Genomic DNA, 18,018 nt, shown 5'->3' with positions numbered 1-18,018 from the left:
GGAGCCTATCCGCCATGCCTACCTACAACCCGCCACTGCGCGACATGCAGTTCGTCATGCACGAAGTGCTCAATGTCGTAGATGAGCTCAAAGCCATTCCACGCCACGCCGAGATCGATGCGGACACCCTGAATGCGGTTCTGGAAGAAGGCGGCAAGTTTGCTGCCGAGGTGATCCAACCGATCAATCTCGGTGGCGACACCGAAGGCTGTGTGCTCGACAAGACTACGCACGAGGTCAAGACCCCCACCGGGTTCAAGGACGCGTATGCCAAGTACGTCGAAGGCGGTTGGGCTGCCCTGGCCTGCGACCCGGAGTACGGTGGCCAAGGCTTGCCGATTGTGGCCAACCAATGCGTCTACGAGATGATGAACTCTGCCAACCAGGCGTGGACCATGTACCCCGGTCTCTCGCATGGTGCCTATGAAGCCCTGCACGCGCACGGCACCGATGAGCAGAAGAAAAAATACCTGCCCAAGCTCACCAGCGGCGAGTGGACCGGCACCATGTGCCTGACCGAGCCGCACTGTGGCACCGACCTGGGCCTTTTGAGGGCCAAGGCGGAACCCGAGGCTGACGGCACCTACAAGATTACCGGCAACAAGATTTTCATCAGTGCAGGCGAGCACGATATGGTGCCCAACATCCTGCACCTGGTGCTGGCGCGCCTGCCTGATGCGCCGAAGGGCAGCAAAGGTATCAGCCTGTTTCTCGTGCCCAAGTACCACGTGAAGGAAGACGGCAGCCTGGGCGATCGCAACCCGGTGTATTGCACTGGTCTTGAGAACAAGATGGGCATTCACGGCAACGCCACGGCGCAACTGAGTCTGGAAGGTGCCGTCGGCACGCTGGTGGGTGAGCCGAACAAGGGCTTGCAGGCGATGTTCGTCATGATGAACGCCGCACGCCTGGGGGTGGGAAACCAGTCTCTGGGGCTGACCGAAGTGGCCTATCAAAACGCGCTGGCCTACGCCAAGGACCGCCAGCAGATGCGCAGCCTCTCTGGCACGAAGGCGAAAGACCAGCCGGCCGATCCGATCATCGTGCACCCCGACGTGCGCAAGATGCTCCTGACCGCCAAAGCCTACGCCGAAGGCGGCCGAGCCATGGCGATCTACTGCGCCATGATGCTCGACAAGGCGCTCTATCACCCAGACGAGAAAGTGCGCAAGGAGAGCGACGAACTGGTCGCGCTGCTCACGCCCATTGTCAAGGCCTTCCTCACCGACAACGGTTTTGCTGCCACCAACCATGCCATGCAGGTCTTTGGCGGCCACGGCTACATCCATGAAACGGGCATGGAGCAATTCGTACGCGACGCCCGCATCAACATGATCTACGAAGGCACCAACACCGTGCAGTCGCTGGATCTGTTGGGCCGCAAGATCCTGGGCAATCAGGGCGCCACGCTCAAGAAGTTCGGCAAACTGATCGCCGCACTGGTTGAAGAAGAGGGCGTCAACGAGAAGATGAGCGAGTTCATCAATCCGCTGGGCTACCTGGCTGACCAGATGACCAAGTTCACCACCGAAATCGGTTTCAAGGGGTTCATCAACCCAGACGAAGTGGGTGGCGCCAGCGTGGACTACCTCCGCGTGGCGGGGCATCTGGTGTTTGGATACTTCTTCGCGCGCATGGCCAGCGTGGCTCTCAAGAAGCAAGCAGAAGGCAACACTGATCCGTTCTACACGGCCAAACTGCAGACTGCGCGTTTTTACTTCGCCCGCCTGTTCCCGGAAACCGCCAGCCTGATGCGCACCGCGCGCTCCGGCGTGTCGAACCTGCTGGATACCGAGGAGGCGCTGGCATGAGCAAACTCAGCAAGAAGCTCGCAGCTGCGTCCCTCGTGCTCTTTGGCGGTGTTGCCTGTGCGCAGATGACGCCCGTCGGCGCCTGGCACAGCATTGACGACTCCACAGGTCAGCCCAAGGCGCGCGTCGTGATCGCCGAAACGGGCGGCGTGCTCAATGGTCGCATCGAGAAGGTGCTCAGAAAAGACGCTGATCCGAACGCCGTCTGCGACAAGTGCAGCGACGAGCGTAAGGACAAACCCATGACCGGCTTGGAAATCATCCGTGGTGCCAAGAAGGCCGAGGGCAAAAATGTGTGGGAAGGCGGGCGCATCCTTGACCCTGAAAAGGGCAGCGACTATGCCTTGCGCCTGACACCTGTCGAAGAGGGCAAGAAGCTGGAAGTACGAGGCTCCATTGGTCCGTTCGGGCGCACCCAGACCTGGGTCAGGGTCCAGTGACGTTCACCAGGAACGGTAACCCTGGCTAAAAGGAATTCCTGAAAATGTCTAGTTTCAATGTGAAGAAAGTCGCCGTGCTCGGCGCTGGCGTCATGGGTGCGCAAATTGCGGCGCATCTGGTTAACGTCAAGGTGCCGGTCATTCTTTTCGACCTGCCTGCCAAGCCTGGCGAAGACGGCAAGCCCGTGCCCAAAAATGGCATTGCGCAAAGAGCCATCCAGAATCTGAAGAAGCTTAAGCCCTCACCTCTGGGTGTGGCCGACGATGCCGACCTGATTGAGGCGGCTAACTACGAGGACGATCTCAAGAAGCTCAAGGGCTGCGACCTGATCATTGAGGCTATTGCCGAACGCATGGACTGGAAGAGCGATCTTTATCACAAGATTGCGCCTTTCGTGGCCAAGCATGCCATTCTGGCGAGCAACACCTCGGGCCTGTCGATCACCAAGCTGAGCGAGGCATTGCCCGAAGCCCTGCGGCCGCGCTTTTGCGGAATCCACTTCTTCAACCCGCCGCGCTACATGTACCTGGTGGAACTGATCGCTACGCCGGCGACTCAGCCGAGGGTCATGGACGATCTGGAAACCTTTGTAACCAGCGCGCTGGGCAAGGGTGTGGTTCGCGCGAAGGACACGCCCAACTTTATCGCCAACCGCATCGGTACCGCCGGCATGCTGGCCACCATGAAAGAGGTAGACAGGTTTGGCCTGACCTTCGACATTGTGGACGACCTGACCGGCAAGCGCCTGGGGCGCGCATCCAGCGGCACCTTCCGTACCGTGGATGTGGTGGGCCTCGACACCGTGGGTCACGTCATCAAGACCTTGCAGGACAACCTGAGTCCTGAAGCCGATCCTTTCTACGACACTTTCGGCACGCCTGCAGTGCTTGCCAAACTGCTGGAAATGAAAAACCTGGGCCAGAAGACCGGCGCAGGGTTCTACAAAAAGGTGGGCCGCGACATTCTGCGCTTTGATCTGGAAGGCGCTGAATATGTGCCCGCCGGACAGAAGGCTGACGAGGTATACGGCCGCATGCTGAAAAAGCCTGCTGGCGAGCGTCTGAAGCTTCTTCGCAATTCTGAAGGGCCGCAAGGGCAGTTTCTGTGGGCGGTGTTGCGCAACAGCTTCCACTATGCGGCAGTGCACCTGCAGAACATCGCCGAAACTGCGCGCGATGTGGACCAGGCCATGCGCTGGGGCTTTGCCATGAAGCAAGGTCCTTTCGAGCTGTGGCAGGAAGCTGGCTGGCTGGAAGTGGCCAAGATGATCCAGGAAGACATCGAAGCTGGCAAGGCCCTTTCGAAGGCGCCGCTGCCCGAGTGGGTGTTCAAGGGGCCGGTCGCCGAGGCAGGCGGTGTCCACACCGAGCAGGGCTCCTGGAACCCCGCAACGGGACGCTTTGAACCCCGTCGTCAGTTGCCTGTCTACGAACGTCAGTTGTTTCCCGAACTGCTTTTGGGGGAGGGTGGGCCGCGTCCGGCCAATTCCGGCAAGACGCTGCACGAGACGGATGCCATCCGTATCTGGACGCTGGACGACGAAGTCGTCATTGCCACGCTCAAGACCAAGATGCGCGCCATCAGTCCGGAGGCTGGTGAGGGTCTGATGCAGGCAGTGGAGTTGGCTGAGAGTCAATACCAAGGCCTCGTGATCTGGCCCGGAGACGATCCATTCTCGGTAGGGGCCGATTTGCAGGCCATGTTGCCCGGCTATGTGGCGGGCGGTGCCGGCCTGGTCGATTCCATGGAAAAGGAATTGCAGGATCTCATGCTGCGCATCCGCTACGCGAATGTGCCGGTGGTGTCGGCCATTCGTGGCATGGCGCTGGGCGGAGGGTGCGAGCTGGCCGTTCATTCGTCGCGCCGTGTGGCGATCATGGAGAGCTACATAGGTCTGGTCGAAGTGGGTGTGGGGCTGGTGCCCGGCGCGGGCGGCCTGACCTACCTGGCACGCCGTGCCTATGAGAACTCCCTGGCCAGCACGGGCAAGGATCTGCTGCCTTTCCTGACCGACGGCTTCACTGCCGCCGCCATGGCCAAGGTGGGTACCAGCGCGCTGGAATCCCGCAAGCTGGGTTACCTCCTGGAGAGCGATGTGGTCGTTCCCAACAAGGACGAGTTGCTTTTTGTTGCCATCAATGAAGCCAAAGCCATGCACCGTGCGGGATACCGCCCACCGCATAAGCGCCAGTTTGCCGTGGCAGGCCGAGACGGCAAGGCAACGATTCAGGGGCAGTTGGTCAACATGCGTGATGGCGGCTTTATCAGCCAGCACGACTTCCATGTATCCAGCCTCATTGCGCACGTGCTCACTGGCGGCGACGTCGATCCCGGCACGATGGTGACTGAGGAGTACCTGTTGACCCTGGAACGACAGGCATTCACCTCGCTGCTGGGACACCCCAAGACGCACGAGCGGATCATGGGCATGCTGGCGACTGGCAAGCCGGTTCGGAACTGATAAGTGCTCCCCCGCTTGCGGGGAAGAGAGCAGGGTCGTATGAGCTGCAGTGCTGTAGTCAGATGTCCCGCGATTGAAGTTGCGCTGCACGCCCTCACCCCAACCCTCTCCCGCATGCGGGAGAGGGGGCAAGAAATGCGCTCCCGCTTGCGGGAGGGAGAGCAACACTTCATGAAGGAACGCAGGACTTCATAAAAGGAAGCAGGACTTCAATGAATTTCAGCAACGTAGCGAAGGCAGGAAGCCCTCATTTAATGAAAGAAGTCACCACGGACCCACAAAACTCCCTCTCCCGCGTGCGGGAGAGGGCGGGGGTGAGGGTGCGCGCTCGCGCGCTACGCCAGTCGCAAACCGACGCTGAGGCTTTGCTATGGAGCAAGCTGCGTGATCGCCGCCTGCTGGGCCTGAAGTTTCGTCGACAGCGCCCCATCGTGGGCTACTTTGCCGATTTTGCATGTTTGGAAATTGGCATGGTCATTGAAATTGACGGCGGCCAGCATGCTGAGCCTGCTGCTGTGGTTTATGACCAGCAACGCAGTAAGGTCTTGGCGGGTGAAGGCTTCGATGTGGTGCTCCGCTTTTGGAGTAACTCTTTGTTGCTTGAGACAGACGCTGTGTTGGAAAAGATCAGGCAAGTCGCCGAAGCGCGGATCGCAGCCAATGTTTCAACTTTTTCTGAGTAGGTTCTTCATGCGATGTAGATTCGAAAAGGAGCAAGGAAGGCATCTCTCCTGTGTATGCTGGGGCCGAGGTTTCTTCAATGCTGAGATGCGGGGGCGAAACACTTTTTCGGTGACTGAATCAAGCGCCGTCGCCCTCACACCGACCCTCTCCCGAGAGGAGAGGGTGCAAATACAAACAGGTTCTGAGTTTGATCCGGCAATCCTCCTTTCAAAGGAAGGAGCTAACCAGTTGCCTTTCATCGACGAAGGAGTACCAGGAGTTTCCTGCCCCTCTCCCTCCGGGAGAGGGCAGGGGTGAGGGAGCGCGCTCGCGCGCTGCTTCCTGTTCAAAGCAGCGAACCGCTTCTATTGGATGTGCGCTGTCGAATCACATCCTCAGAGACTGAATCAAGCACCGTCGCCCTCACCTCGATCCTCTGCCGGAAGGAGAGGGGGCAAATTTTTCCCGGGAATGATGCGGCTTACGCACGCCACTCTCCCGGAGTCAGACTTTCATCACCCCTCCAGTGAGACCCGAAATCACTCCCATGTGCTCTCAGGAGAGAGAACTCAACTTCTCAGGAATTTCATCATGACCAAACAAATCCAAGACGCCTACATCGTCGCCGCCACCCGAACCCCCATTGGCCGTTCACACAAAGGCTACTTCAGGAACACACGCCCCGACGACCTGCTGGCCAGCACGCTGCGTGCCGCATTGGCGCAGGCCCCGGGGCTGGACCCGGCGGCTATCGAAGACATCATCTGCGGCTGCGCTATTCCTGAGGGGCAACAAGGCTTGAATGTCGCGCGTATTGGGGCCGTGTTGGCCGGCCTGCCCAAGAGCGTAGGCGGCATCACGGTGAACCGCTTCTGCGCTTCAGGCCTTTCCGCCGTGCAAATGGCGGCTGATCGCATCCGTGTTGGCGAGGCAGATGTCATGATCGCTGCCGGTGTGGAGAGCATGAGCATGGTGCCCATGATGGGCAACTCGCCCTCGCTCTCGCCCACCATCTTTACCGACACGGCCAATGTCGACGACTACGGCATTGCCTACGGTATGGGTCTGACCGCAGAAAAAGTCGCGCAACAGTGGAAAGTCTCCCGCGACATGCAGGACAAATTCGCCTACGAGTCGCACATGAAAGCACTGGCAGCCATCAAGGCCGGTGAATTTGCCGACGAGATCGTGCCAGTGGAGGTGACTGAGCGCACGGTGAATCTCAAGACCGCCGAAGTCGCCCAGGCGCGGCGCACCGTGAGCATCGACGAAGGCCCCCGCGCCGACACCACGCCAGAAGGGTTGGCGAAGCTGCGCACCGTGTTCGCTGCACGCGGCTCGGTAACGGCCGGCAACAGCTCGCAGACCAGCGATGGCGCCGGCGCCCTGATTCTGGCCAGCGAGGCAGCAGTCAAGCGCTTTGGGCTGACGCCGCTGGCGCGCTTCGTCAGCTTTGCGGCCCGGGGCGTTCCACCTCACATCATGGGCATTGGACCCATTGAAGCCATTCCCGCGGCCTTGCGCCAAGCCGGGCTGAAGCAGGACGATCTGGACTGGATCGAGCTCAACGAGGCTTTCGCGGCGCAATCGCTCGCCGTCATAAACTCGCTGGGGCTTGACAAGTCCAAGGTGAACCCGATGGGCGGTGCCATCGCGCTCGGCCACCCTCTGGGTGCCACCGGCGCGATCCGCTCGGCAACGGTGGTGCATGCCCTGCGCCGTCATAACAAAAAATACGGCATGGTCACCATGTGCGTAGGCATGGGGCAGGGCGCTGCCGGTATTTTTGAGCGCGTCTAAGGCGCACATTGGGCAGGCTCTAAGCGGAATGGCATTGACTTAAGTGACGCGCCCTGGCCTGAAAAAGGTGTTTTTGTAGGAGCGGCTTTAGCCGCGAGAGGCCTCCGCGCCGTAGATAGCACTGTTTGTGGCGCAGGAGTATCGCGGCTAAAGCCGCTCCTACGGTTGAAGGATCAATTGAATCGCATTTGCCTAAGTAAGCGCGATTCTCAAGCCCGATTCGCTCTAAGATTCAGCCATGAAACGAGCCTCCCGCATTGCCCCACACCCTTTCGACGAAGCCATTGCTCTGGAGCCCCGTGCAGCCAGCGCGGACACCCCTAGCGTGGATTCGCCCGTCGAGTTCGAAGGCCGTACTCATCCAGACTATGCCAACATGGTGGGACCGTTCGGTGGCATCACGGCGGCGCAGGCTCTGCAGGCCGTGCTTCAGCACCCGCAACGTCTGGGAGACCCGGTTTCGTTTACGGTGAACTTCGCTGCAGGTCTGACAGACGGGCCTTTTCGCGTCGAGGCGCGGCCCGTTCGCACCAATCGCTCTACGCAGCACTGGATGCTGACCCTGTGGCAAACCGGCGCTGACGGCATCGATGCCGTCATGCTCACCGCTACGGCCGTGACCGCCGTGCGACGTTCCACCTGGAATGCGGTAGACGAGCCCATGCCGGCGGTCTCATCGCCCAATGAAGTCCTCAGCGCCCCTGTCATTGATCGTGTGCGCTGGGTGGGTCGCTACGACATGCGCCTGGTTGCCGGCGCGCTTCCGCTTCATTGGGATGACGCCGAAGCCGACAGCCTCACCCAGATGTGGCTGCGCGACAATCCGCCGCGCCCGCTTGACTACACCAGCCTCACGGCCCTGGCAGACGCCTTTTTCCCACGCATCTGGCGCCGCCGTGCCCGCATGACGCCCATCGGAACCGTGTCGATGACCGTGTACTACCATGCAGGGCCCGAGGAACTGGCCGCTGTGGGCGAAGATCACGTTTTGGGCCAAGCACGCTCGCAGTCATTCTTCAATGGTTTTTTCGACCAGAGTGCTCAGCTGTGGAGCGAACACGGTCACTTGCTCGCCACCTCACACCAGATCGTCTATTACAAAGAGTGAACCAGATTCAGTGAATCAGAATTCCAACATGTCAGAAATACTTTCCCACCTCGACGCCGGCGTTCTCACGCTCACCTTCAATCGCCTGGAGCGCAAGAACTCCATCAACGTGGCCATGTACGATGCCCTTGCCAACGCGCTCGAGAATGCAGCAGCCGACGCATCCACTCGGGTGGTGGTGATCCAAGGTCATGAGAGCGTGTTTTCAGCCGGCAACGACTTGCAGGACTTCCTGCAGAACAAACCGCAGGGAATGGATTCGCCCGTGTTCCGGTTCTTGCGCGGCATGGCCACCTTCCCCAAGCCGCTGCTGGCCGCCGTGTGCGGCCCGGCTGTGGGTGTGGGCACCACCATGCTGTTCCACTGCGATCTGGTCTACGCGGGCGACAACGCAGCGTTTTCGATGCCTTTCGTTAATCTGGGTTTGTGCCCGGAGGCGGCCTCCAGCCTGCTGGTGCCCCGCATGTTCGGCTATCACCGCGCGGCGGAGGCGCTGCTGCTGGGCGAGCCCTTCTTCGCGGAGGCGGCTCTTGAGGTGGGCCTTGTCAACCGCATCGTGCCACCTTCGGAAGCTAACAGTCTGGCTCAGGCGCAGGCTCGCAAGCTTGCGGCTAAACCCCTTGCCAGCCTGATCGAAACCAAGCGCCTGATGAAGGGCGGAGAGCAGGAATTGGTGCTCAAGCGAATCGGCGAAGAGGCCGTAAGCTTCTCCCGCATGCTGGGCGAGCCTGCCGCGCGTGAAGCCATGAGCGCCTTCATGGAAAAGCGGTATCCCGATTTCAGCAAACTGTGACCCTGGGCATATCCCATGTCGGCTGACAACATGAGATTCATTGCCTGCACGCACGACGAGCACGCGGGGGCTATCCTCGAGATATTCAACGAAGCTATTGCAGCGTCAACCGCGTTGTACGACTACCACCCGCGCACGCTCCAAAGCATGCAGGCATGGTTTCAAGCCAAAGCCGACGGCGGTTTTCCGGTGATCGGCGCCGTGGACGAGGCAGGTACGCTCATGGGATTCGCCAGCTACGGAACCTTCCGTCCGTGGCCGGGCTACAAATATTCGGTGGAGCATTCGGTCTACACCCACAAGGACCATCGAGGTCGTGGAGTGGGGCCAGCTCTGATGCATAAACTCATTGAAGCCGCCCGCACTCAGCAGCTTCACGTGATGGTCGGCGTGATTGACGCGGCCAATGCAGCGAGCGTTGCCTTGCATGAAAAACTCGGCTTTGTGCATGCTGGCACTGTCCGGCAGGCTGGCTTCAAGTTCGGCCAATGGCTGGATGTGGCGTTCTATCAGTTGATCCTGGACACGCCGGCACACCCGGTAGATGGCTGAGGTGGCAAAAATGAAGTCAGATCGTCGTGATAGGCACCGGACGAGGCTTGCCGTCGTCATCGATCGCCACATAGGTGAGCTGCGCTTCGGTCACCTTGATGTATCGTCCTTGATTGTTGAAACGCTCGGCGTACACGTGCACGTTCACGGTCATCGACGTGCGTCCGATGCGCTCCATGCGTGCGAGAAATGAAAGAATGTCGCCCACGCGTACGGGCTGCTTGAAAATGAACTGATTCACCGACACCGTGGCCATGCGCCCCTGCGCATAGCGCGCCGGCAGCACCGCGCCCGCCAGGTCGACCTGTGCCATTACCCAGCCGCCAAAAATGTCGCCATTGGCGTTGGCGTCGCCGGGCAGCGGGATCACCTTCAGCACCAGGGTGTGGTCGGCCGGCAGCTCTACCGCTTCACCTTGCACAGGCTCCAGGTTGGGCGGGCGAAGATGTGAGGTGAGTGGCCTTGTGATGTGGGACATGGATACCATCTAAGAATGTAAACGAAAGGCGATTTTCCAACATGCGCGGCGGCGGCGAACGATCTCTTCATCATCCAGCACCTGACGCCGGCAATGTGCCCCGGTCGGACTGGAGTACCCTGGCCCGGTTATTTCCCTACCTGTGGCAATACAAATGGAGGGCTGCCGCTGCTCTATTGCTCGTGATTGGGGCCAAGGTTGCCAACGTTGGCGTTCCGCTCCTGCTGAAGGATCTGATCGACAACCTGACGATCAAGCCCGGCGATCCGGCGGCGGTGCTGGTCGTGCCCGTGAGTCTGCTGCTTGCTTACGGTGGGCTTCGCCTACTGACTACGCTGTTCACCGAGCTGCGCGAGTTGGTGTTCTCAAAAGCCACGCAAGGAGCAGCCCGGCAAATTGCGCTACAGACCTTCGAGCACCTTCACGCATTGAGCTTGCGTTTTCACCTGGAGCGCCAGACGGGCGGCATGACGCGTGACATCGAACGGGGTGTGCGCAGCATAGAGTCCCTCATCTCGTTTTCGCTCTATTCCATTTTCCCCACACTGGTGGAGGTGGGCATGGTGTTGGTCATTCTGGCCGTCAAGTTTGATCCGGTATTTGCATGGATCACTCTGGCGGCGTTGGCGTCTTACATTATTTTTACCGTTTTGGTGACCGAGTGGCGCACCCAGTTCCGGAGGCAGGCCAACGAGTCTGACTCGGCAGCGCATACCAAGGCCATTGATGCGCTTCTCAACTACGAAACCGTCAAGTACTTCAACAACGAAGACTTTGAGGCAAGGCGTTACGACGAAAGCCTGCTGAAACTGCGCAGCGCTCGCCTGAAGAGTCAGAGCACCTTGTCGCTGCTCAACAGCGGTCAGCAGTTGATCATCGCAACGGGTCTGGTGGCGATGCTGTGGCGCGCCACTCAGGGCGTGGTCGATGGCAGGCTCACGCTGGGTGATCTGGTCATGATCAACGCCTTCATGATTCAGCTCTACATACCGCTGAACTTTCTGGGTGTGGTCTACCGCGAGATCAAGCAGAGCCTGACGGATCTGGACAAGATGTTCACCCTGATGGATCGTGAGCGCGAGATCGCTGATGCGCCAGGAGCGCCAGATCTTCACACCAACGGACCGGTGGACGTGCGCTTCGAGCACGTCAACTTCGCCTACGAGAGGGAAAGGCCCATCCTTCATGACGTCAGCTTCGAGATTCCGGAAGGCAAGACAGTAGCCGTGGTGGGGCCCTCCGGCTCAGGCAAGTCGACCCTGGCGCGGCTGATGTACCGCTTCTACGACGTGGGCATTCCGGCTGATCCGGCGGTGGCAGGCAGCGGTGTCCAGGGGGGCGCATATTGATTGCGGGTCAGGACATCCGCAAGGTCACGCAGTCCAGCGTGCGGCGCGCCATAGGTATCGTTCCGCAAGATACCGTTCTGTTCAACGACACCATCGCCTACAACATCCGCTATGGCAGGCCTCAGGCCAGCGACGCAGAGGTAGAGCAGGCGGCGCGAGCGGCCCATATTCACGAGTTCATTGCCAGCACCCCCAAAGGCTATCAGACCATGGTGGGCGAACGCGGCCTGAAGCTGAGCGGTGGCGAGAAGCAACGTGTGGCCATCGCACGAACCCTCCTGAAAGACCCGCCGATCCTGATCTTTGACGAAGCCACCAGCGCTCTTGATTCGCGCAACGAGCGGGCCATTCAGGCCGAGATTCAGAGCGCAGCCAAAGGCAAGACCACTCTGGTGATTGCTCACAGGCTCTCCACGGTGGTGGATGCTCACCAGATCCTGGTCATGGAGCACGGTCGCATCATTGAACGGGGTACGCATCCCGAGTTACTTGCCGCGCGGGGGCGGTATGCCGAGATGTGGGCTTTGCAGCAGAGTTCAGAGGCTGAAGCGGATGCCTGACCGATGGCTTCAGGAGCAAATTTCGCGGGGTTTCCGTGAAAAACTCAGAATTAGGGGTTAACCTGTGGTGCTCAGTTCATAGAATGGCATCATGATGGTTCAATGCCATTTTTAACTTTTCTAGAAGGATTGACCGCATGAAAAAGCATCTTCTCGCCTTGGCGGCGCTTACTCTGGCTGCCGGTGGTGTTATGGCCCAGTCGGTAGATGCGCTGGCCAAGATCAAGGAGCGCGGAGCCGTGAATCTGGGGGTGCGCGATTCCTCAGGCCTCGCGTTCACGCTCGGTGGTGGCAAGTACGTCGGCTTTCACACCGAGATGGCCGAGCGTATCGTTGACGACCTGAGCAAGCAGGTTGGTAAGCCACTCAAGATCAACTACCAGGTCATCACTTCGCAAAACCGAATTCCGTTGGTGCAGAATGGCACTATCGATTTTGAGTGCGGCTCCACCACCAACAATGCCGGTCGCCAGAAGGACGCAGCGTTCGCCGTGACAACCTTTGTCGATGAAGTGCGCATCGCTACCAAGGCAAATTCGGGCATCAAGTCCATTGCGGACCTGAACGGCAAGACCATCGTCACCACCACAGGCACCACATCGGTCCAGCATTTGCGCCGGCATGAGCGTGGTGCCAAGGTTGATTTCAAAGTCGTGCAAGGCAAGGACCATGCAGACAGCTTCCTGCTGCTGGAGTCCGGCCGCGCCGATGCCTACGTGATGGATGGCTCCATTCTGGCTGCCAACATCTCCAAGGCTCGCAACCCTAAAGATTTTGCGATCGTAGGCGAGGCCATTTCTTACGAACCCATCGCCTGCATGCTGAACAAGGATGATCCGAAGCTGAAACAAGCGCTGGACAACTCCATCAAGCGCCAGATCAAGGATGGCTCGCTGGGCAAGCTCTACGACAAGTGGTTCATGCAGCCCATTCCGCCCACAAACACTTCGCTGAACATGCCTCTGAACGAGAGCACCAAGAACGCTTGGGCCAACCCGAACGACCGGCCAGCTGAAGCCTACGGCTCAAGGCTGCTGTCCAAATAGGGCTTTACTCAAGTCTGAAAATGGCCCGTGCGCGACGAGCGGCGGGCCTTTTTTGCCTCCGTGCGGCCCTTGGCAGAAAATGCCAGCGATGTGAGCGGTGGATTTCGCGATGTGAGGGTGGGGGTATTAAGAGGCTCTAAGGAGGATGCAATGGATTGGCAGGTATTTTGCCGGGACACGCTTAGTGGCGATGTCATAGACGGCTGTCTGGGGACGGGCAATGATCCAACCTACCTCAACTGGATTTTCAACGCCTGGGGTTGGACAGTGGGCGTGTCGCTTACCGCCTTGGTGATTGCTTTGGTGGTCGGTTCGCTCGTGGGCGTGATCCGTACTCTGCCGAACAGCCCTGTATTGGTGCGCTTTGGTAATGCCTGGGTGGAGCTTTTTCGCAATATTCCGCTCCTTGTGCAGATTTTCCTGTGGTACCACGTGGTTCCGGCGCTGTTCCCAATCATGCGCGACTTTCCGCCCTTCATTCTGGTGGTGCTTGCGCTAGGACTTTTCACCTCGGCACGTATCGCAGAGCAAGTGCGCTCGGGCATCGAGGCACTGCCACGCGGGCAGCGCTATGCTGGCATGGCTCTCGGCTTCACCACACCGCAGTATTACCGTTACGTGCTGCTGCCCATGGCCTACCGCATCATCCTTCCGCCGCTGACCAGCGAATCGATGAACATCTTCAAGAACTCGGCGGTGGCATTTGCGGTTTCGATCCCTGAGTTGACCCAGTTCGCGCTGCAAGCGGGCGAAGAAACTTCGCGTCCGATCGAGATCTATTTGGGCGTGACTATTCTCTACGTCATTTCAGCGCTGATCATCAACCGTATCATGGCGTTCATTGAAAAACGCTCGCGGGTACCTGGATTTGTTGCGGCCAGTACGGGTGGGGGGCACTGAGCATGAACCTCGATTTTTCCCTCCTCAACTGGACGCTGATTCAGGACTTCATTCTCAAGGGCTTGTATTTCAGCGTCATGCTCACCTTGGTGGCGACGCTCGGGGGCATTTTCTTCGGCACCATTCTGGCGCTCATGCGGCTGTCGGGCAAGAAATGGCTCGTGGTGCCCGCTGCCATTTACGTGAACGGCATGCGCTCGATCCCGCTCGTCATGGTGATTTTGTGGTTCTTCCTGCTGGTGCCCTTCATGATTGGCAGGCCCATTGGGGCCGAGTATTCTGCCGTGGTGACATTTGTGGCCTTTGAGGCGGCTTATTTCAGCGAGATCATGCGTGCGGGTATTCAATCCATCCCGCGCGGCCAAGTGTATGCCGGTGAGGCTTTGGGCATGACCTACGGCCAGAACATGAAGCTGGTGATCTTGCCGCAAGCCTTTCGCAACATGTTGCCGGTGCTGCTTACCCAGACGATCATTCTGTTTCAGGATACGTCGCTGGTTTATGCCATTGGCGCCTACGACTTGCTCAAAGGCTTCGAGACGGCTGGCAAGAACTATGGTCGTCCTATCGAGATGTACTTGATGGCGGCCGTGCTGTATTTCATTATTTGCTATGCGCTGTCCTGGCTGGTCAAGCGTCTGCACCAAAGGATTGCGATCATCCGCTGACCGAACAAGAAGGAAACCGAGAATGTCTGATTACATGATTCAGGTGAAGAACGCTTCCAAGTGGTATGGTTCGGTACAGGTGCTGAACGACTGCTCGGTCAACATTGCCAAGGGTGATGTGGTGGTGGTTTGCGGCCCGTCGGGTTCAGGCAAGTCCACGCTGATCAAAACCGTGAACGGCCTGGAGCCCATCCAGAAGGGCGAAATCATCGTCAACGGCACATCGCTCACTGACCCTAAGACCGACCTGCCCAAATTGCGTAGCAAGGTAGGCATGGTGTTCCAGCATTTTGAGCTGTTCCCGCACTTGTCGGTCACGGAGAATCTGACCATTGCGCAGATCAAAGTGCTGGGCCGCACGCTGGAAGAAGCCAAGACGCGAGGCCTCAAAATGCTGGACCGCGTGGGCCTCATGGCGCACAAGGACAAATTTCCTGGGCAGCTCTCAGGCGGCCAGCAGCAGCGTGTGGCCATAGCCCGTGCCTTGTCGATGGATCCCGTCGTCATGTTGTTCGACGAACCCACGTCCGCGCTTGATCCAGAAATGGTGGGTGAAGTGCTCGATGTCATGGTGAAGCTGGCAAACGAAGGCATGACCATGATGGTGGTCACCCATGAAATGGGTTTCGCCCGCAAGGTGGCCAATCGAGTGATCTTCATCGATGTGGGTGGTCATATCCTGGAAGACTGTTCCAAAGAAGAGTTCTTCACCCACCCCGAAAACCGCCAGCCCCGCACCAAGGATTTCCTGAGCAAGATCCTGCAGCATTAAGACGGCAAGCTGCCCCAGAGAGCGAATTCCACTTCATCAGCCTGCAGTTCAGAGGGTCAGGCGAATCAATGGCACGGTTGAAGCGACTAAAGGCAATTGGAGATTACGTGCAGCGTGAATTCAGTACAACCTTTCAAGCGCTCTCTGGATCCCCGCCTGCGCGGGGATGACGAGATGGGGTGATGCTGAGCCAGCGTCAGCATTAGGTTCAGGTTCAGGTTCAGGTTCAGGGCCGAGCGAAGCAATGGCCCGAGTCATGTCACCCTGCCCCTCTTGACGTGCCGAGAAGCGCAGGGCGAGGGGAGGGCAAGGGCACTGAAAGATGCCCTTGCATCGTGAACTAGCTCGCTCCGGATGTTTGAGCGGCGAGAGCGAAGCGAACAAAGCGAGTTCCGGAGCGCCTCCCCTCGACCGAGCATCGCAGGTTGCCCGAAGCGAAGCGCAGGGACGCGGCAAGTGGGGTCCGCCTTTTTTTGGTTCGTTTTTTTGGCGGAGCAAAAAAAGAACTGCGCTGCCGGGCGCACATCCCGGCATAAAGCCTCAGCCAAAGAACAGAAGCCAGCTACTCCACAAAGATCACCTTAACGATCCCCCCAGCAATCAATCAACCCAAACCCAACCCAAACCCACCATTACCCTTTCACTAGCCTTTCCCCCGCCAAACGGCTATCATGCCCCCATGCAAATCCTGAGCACCGCTTCGTCGTGCGCGCTGACCCGTAAGGCCAGCGCTGCCATGTCGTGCGTGCCTTGCATCAGTGCTCATCAGCTCAAGGGGGCGGACTCGCTCCCAGGAATGCGCCACCCGGCCGCACTCCTCTGAGCCCGACGATCGCTCTCCCTCTCCCTTCTCAGCGCCCCCCCCAAAGATCGTCGGGCTTCGCCTGCCGGCGCGATTATTCAATGCTTTCAGGAGACTGCCATGTCCGCTACCGCCCAAATCATCCGCCGCACCGTGACCGAACTCGATCATGTGCGCATTTACAACCTGCTCAAGCGCCAATACGGCAGTGCCACTGCGCCGCAGGCGGAAGAACTCGGCGATGTGATCGACAACGCCGACATGGTGCGCGCCCAGGAAATAGGCCCTGACGTCGTCACCATGTACACCAAGCTGCGCGTGGCCGATGGCCCCAACGGTACCGAGCGCAGCATTACGCTTTGCTACCCGCCCGACGCCGACGCGGCCCAAGGCATGATTTCCGTGCTTTCTCCCATCGGCACCAGTTTGCTTGGTCTGCGTGTGGGCGATGTGGCTCGCTGGCACGGCGCAGACGGCAAGGAGTCGTCGGTTGAAGTGCGCGCCATCGAGTTTCAGCCGGAGGCCAGCGGCGATTACACCGCGTGACAGGCCTTGGGTGAACACGCGCTGAGATCGTAATCACGCTCTGAGACAATCTCGGCATGACCGCCCAGCAAACTCTCACCCTCACCCGCCCCGACGATTGGCACTTGCACGTGCGCGATGGAGCCGCGTTGTCTTCCGTCGTGCCGCACACCGCCGCGCAGTTCGGCCGCGCCATCATCATGCCCAACCTCAAGCCGCCGGTCACCACGGCGGCGCAGGCGCTGGCGTACAAGGAGCGCATCCTTCAGGCTGTGCCCCAGGGTGTGGCCTTCGAGCCTCTGATGACGCTCTACCTCACCGACGCGACTCCGCCCGAGGAGATCGCGCGGGCCCACGACGCAGGAATTCACGCGCTGAAGCTCTACCCCGCAGGAGCCACCACCAACAGTGATGCCGGGGTGACAGACATCCGCAAGACGTACAAAACACTTGAGGCCATGCAGCGCACGGGCCTCAAGCTCTTGGTGCATGGGGAAGTTACCGATGCCGAGATCGACCTGTTTGATCGGGAGGCCGTGTTCATCGACCGCGTCATGAAGCCGTTGCGCCGTGATTTTCCGGAGTTGAAGATCGTCTTCGAGCACATCACCACGAAAGATGCGGCAGAGTACGTCGCGCAATGTGACGAGCATACGGCCGCCACCATTACGGCGCATCATTTGCTCTACAACCGCAATGCCATTTTCCTGGGCGGCATTCGGCCGCATTACTACTGTTTGCCCGTGCTCAAGCGCGAAGTACACCGCCAGGCGCTGGTGCAAGCGGCTACCAGTGGCAGCCCTAAGTTTTTCCTGGGCACCGATTCTGCCCCGCATCCCGCCCACCTGAAGGAGCACGCCAGCGGCTGTGCCGGCTGCTACACCGCCCTGACTGCTCTGGAACTCTATGCCGAAGCGTTCGACGCGGTGGGGGCTCTGGACAAGCTGGAGGGGTTTGCGTCGTTCTTTGGTGCTGATTTTTACGGATTAGCCCGAAACAGCGAAACTATCACGCTGCGCAGGCAGGAGTGGTCGGTGCCAGAGCAGGTCTCGCTCGGCGAGGCCGTTCTGAAGCCCCTTCGCGGTGGAGAGGCGTTGAGCTGGAGGCTCGCATAGGGCGGCCAAGCGATGCCTCTTTTTTCTTTCCGGAGCGCCGGGCGCCCCAAGGGGACTGGGAAGCTCATGAGAAACAAAACTTTGAAAGCCCCAAACAGCGTCCAACATTCCTGCTTTTGTAGGAGCGGCTTCAGCCGCGAAGGGTCACCGTCATCACTGGCGTCTTGTGCTCGG

Annotated in this window: 15 protein-coding genes and 1 pseudogene; 15 read left to right on the top strand and 1 reads right to left on the bottom strand. The window is 59.3% G+C overall.

What is annotated here, in order from left to right:
- Positions 1-14: 14 nt before the first annotated feature.
- The 8 genes from AAAK34_RS18190 (at position 15) to AAAK34_RS18155 (ending at position 9,629) form a co-directional block, all read left to right on the top strand.
- Positions 15-1,811 (top strand): acyl-CoA dehydrogenase C-terminal domain-containing protein, encoded by a 1,797-nt coding sequence (locus tag AAAK34_RS18190; protein WP_231694811.1) that lies wholly within the window; start codon positions 15-17, stop codon positions 1,809-1,811.
- The gene (locus AAAK34_RS18185) at positions 1,808-2,251 is read left to right on the top strand and encodes a DUF2147 domain-containing protein (protein ID WP_231694812.1); all 444 of its coding nucleotides are present in this window, start codon (positions 1,808-1,810) and stop codon (positions 2,249-2,251) included. Before AAAK34_RS18190 ends, AAAK34_RS18185 begins: the two co-directional genes overlap by 4 nt.
- A gap of 44 nt (positions 2,252-2,295) precedes the next feature.
- Positions 2,296-4,713: a 3-hydroxyacyl-CoA dehydrogenase/enoyl-CoA hydratase family protein gene (locus AAAK34_RS18180; RefSeq protein ID WP_231694813.1), complete on the top strand. Its 2,418-nt coding sequence runs from the start codon at positions 2,296-2,298 to the stop codon at positions 4,711-4,713.
- Positions 4,714-4,967: 254 nt separating this feature from the next.
- Positions 4,968-5,396, top strand: coding sequence for an endonuclease domain-containing protein (locus AAAK34_RS18175; protein WP_231694814.1), 429 nt, complete (start codon positions 4,968-4,970; stop codon positions 5,394-5,396).
- 571 nt (positions 5,397-5,967) lie between these two features.
- Positions 5,968-7,176 carry an acetyl-CoA C-acyltransferase gene (locus AAAK34_RS18170; protein ID WP_231694815.1) on the top strand — a complete coding sequence of 403 codons (1,209 nt, stop codon included), beginning with the start codon at positions 5,968-5,970 and terminating at the stop codon, positions 7,174-7,176.
- A gap of 238 nt (positions 7,177-7,414) precedes the next feature.
- A complete protein-coding gene (locus AAAK34_RS18165) occupies positions 7,415-8,284 on the top strand; it encodes a thioesterase family protein (RefSeq protein WP_231694816.1) in 870 nt (289 codons plus the stop codon).
- A gap of 28 nt (positions 8,285-8,312) precedes the next feature.
- On the top strand, positions 8,313-9,077 hold the full coding sequence (locus tag AAAK34_RS18160) for an enoyl-CoA hydratase (protein ID WP_231694817.1): 765 nt from the start codon (positions 8,313-8,315) through the stop codon (positions 9,075-9,077).
- Positions 9,078-9,107: 30 nt separating this feature from the next.
- A complete protein-coding gene (locus AAAK34_RS18155) occupies positions 9,108-9,629 on the top strand; it encodes a GNAT family N-acetyltransferase (protein ID WP_231694818.1) in 522 nt (173 codons plus the stop codon).
- 16 nt (positions 9,630-9,645) lie between these two features.
- Here AAAK34_RS18155 and AAAK34_RS18150 read toward each other — a convergent pair whose 3' ends face one another.
- Positions 9,646-10,107 (bottom strand): acyl-CoA thioesterase, encoded by a 462-nt coding sequence (locus tag AAAK34_RS18150; RefSeq protein WP_231694819.1) that lies wholly within the window; start codon positions 10,105-10,107, stop codon positions 9,646-9,648.
- 41 nt (positions 10,108-10,148) lie between these two features.
- Between AAAK34_RS18150 and AAAK34_RS18145 the strand changes: the two are divergent.
- From AAAK34_RS18145 to pyrC, 7 genes and pseudogenes are all read left to right on the top strand, one after another.
- Positions 10,149-12,016, top strand: a pseudogene (locus AAAK34_RS18145) (ABCB family ABC transporter ATP-binding protein/permease).
- Between the two features lie 137 nt (positions 12,017-12,153).
- On the top strand, positions 12,154-13,062 hold the full coding sequence (locus AAAK34_RS18140) for an amino acid ABC transporter substrate-binding protein (protein WP_231694821.1): 909 nt from the start codon (positions 12,154-12,156) through the stop codon (positions 13,060-13,062).
- 150 nt (positions 13,063-13,212) lie between these two features.
- A complete protein-coding gene (locus tag AAAK34_RS18135) occupies positions 13,213-13,962 on the top strand; it encodes an amino acid ABC transporter permease (protein ID WP_231694855.1) in 750 nt (249 codons plus the stop codon).
- Positions 13,963-13,964: 2 nt separating this feature from the next.
- On the top strand, positions 13,965-14,630 hold the full coding sequence (locus AAAK34_RS18130) for an amino acid ABC transporter permease (RefSeq protein WP_231694822.1): 666 nt from the start codon (positions 13,965-13,967) through the stop codon (positions 14,628-14,630).
- A gap of 34 nt (positions 14,631-14,664) precedes the next feature.
- The gene (locus tag AAAK34_RS18125) at positions 14,665-15,402 is read left to right on the top strand and encodes an amino acid ABC transporter ATP-binding protein (protein ID WP_231694856.1); all 738 of its coding nucleotides are present in this window, start codon (positions 14,665-14,667) and stop codon (positions 15,400-15,402) included.
- 922 nt (positions 15,403-16,324) lie between these two features.
- Positions 16,325-16,750 carry a nucleoside diphosphate kinase regulator gene (rnk, locus tag AAAK34_RS18120; protein ID WP_231694823.1) on the top strand — a complete coding sequence of 142 codons (426 nt, stop codon included), beginning with the start codon at positions 16,325-16,327 and terminating at the stop codon, positions 16,748-16,750.
- A 56-nt stretch (positions 16,751-16,806) separates the two neighbouring features.
- Positions 16,807-17,844 carry a dihydroorotase gene (gene pyrC / locus AAAK34_RS18115; protein ID WP_231694824.1) on the top strand — a complete coding sequence of 346 codons (1,038 nt, stop codon included), beginning with the start codon at positions 16,807-16,809 and terminating at the stop codon, positions 17,842-17,844.
- Positions 17,845-18,018: the final 174 nt, after the last annotated feature.

Source organism: Ottowia caeni, from assembly GCF_050821495.1.
Lineage (GTDB): Bacteria > Pseudomonadota > Gammaproteobacteria > Burkholderiales > Burkholderiaceae_C > Ottowia > Ottowia caeni.
This window is presented reverse-complemented; position numbering and strand designations above follow the sequence as displayed.

Excerpts from the sequence above, each read along its gene's own strand:
- AAAK34_RS18165 (WP_231694816.1), top strand. The coding sequence starts at position 7,415 with ATGAAACGAGCCTCCCGCATTGCCCCACACCCTTTCGACGAAGCCATT.
- AAAK34_RS18185 (WP_231694812.1), top strand. The coding sequence starts at position 1,808 with ATGAGCAAACTCAGCAAGAAGCTCGCAGCTGCGTCCCTCGTGCTCTTT.
- AAAK34_RS18190 (WP_231694811.1), top strand. The coding sequence starts at position 15 with ATGCCTACCTACAACCCGCCACTGCGCGACATGCAGTTCGTCATGCAC.
- rnk (WP_231694823.1), top strand. The coding sequence starts at position 16,325 with ATGTCCGCTACCGCCCAAATCATCCGCCGCACCGTGACCGAACTCGAT.
- pyrC (WP_231694824.1), top strand. The coding sequence starts at position 16,807 with ATGACCGCCCAGCAAACTCTCACCCTCACCCGCCCCGACGATTGGCAC.
- AAAK34_RS18125 (WP_231694856.1), top strand. The coding sequence starts at position 14,665 with ATGATTCAGGTGAAGAACGCTTCCAAGTGGTATGGTTCGGTACAGGTG.
- AAAK34_RS18150 (WP_231694819.1), bottom strand. The coding sequence starts at position 10,107 with ATGTCCCACATCACAAGGCCACTCACCTCACATCTTCGCCCGCCCAAC.
- AAAK34_RS18160 (WP_231694817.1), top strand. The coding sequence starts at position 8,313 with ATGTCAGAAATACTTTCCCACCTCGACGCCGGCGTTCTCACGCTCACC.
- AAAK34_RS18135 (WP_231694855.1), top strand. The coding sequence starts at position 13,213 with ATGGATTGGCAGGTATTTTGCCGGGACACGCTTAGTGGCGATGTCATA.
- AAAK34_RS18155 (WP_231694818.1), top strand. The coding sequence starts at position 9,108 with ATGAGATTCATTGCCTGCACGCACGACGAGCACGCGGGGGCTATCCTC.
- AAAK34_RS18180 (WP_231694813.1), top strand. The coding sequence starts at position 2,296 with ATGTCTAGTTTCAATGTGAAGAAAGTCGCCGTGCTCGGCGCTGGCGTC.
- AAAK34_RS18130 (WP_231694822.1), top strand. The coding sequence starts at position 13,965 with ATGAACCTCGATTTTTCCCTCCTCAACTGGACGCTGATTCAGGACTTC.
- AAAK34_RS18175 (WP_231694814.1), top strand. The coding sequence starts at position 4,968 with ATGAAAGAAGTCACCACGGACCCACAAAACTCCCTCTCCCGCGTGCGG.
- AAAK34_RS18140 (WP_231694821.1), top strand. The coding sequence starts at position 12,154 with ATGAAAAAGCATCTTCTCGCCTTGGCGGCGCTTACTCTGGCTGCCGGT.
- AAAK34_RS18170 (WP_231694815.1), top strand. The coding sequence starts at position 5,968 with ATGACCAAACAAATCCAAGACGCCTACATCGTCGCCGCCACCCGAACC.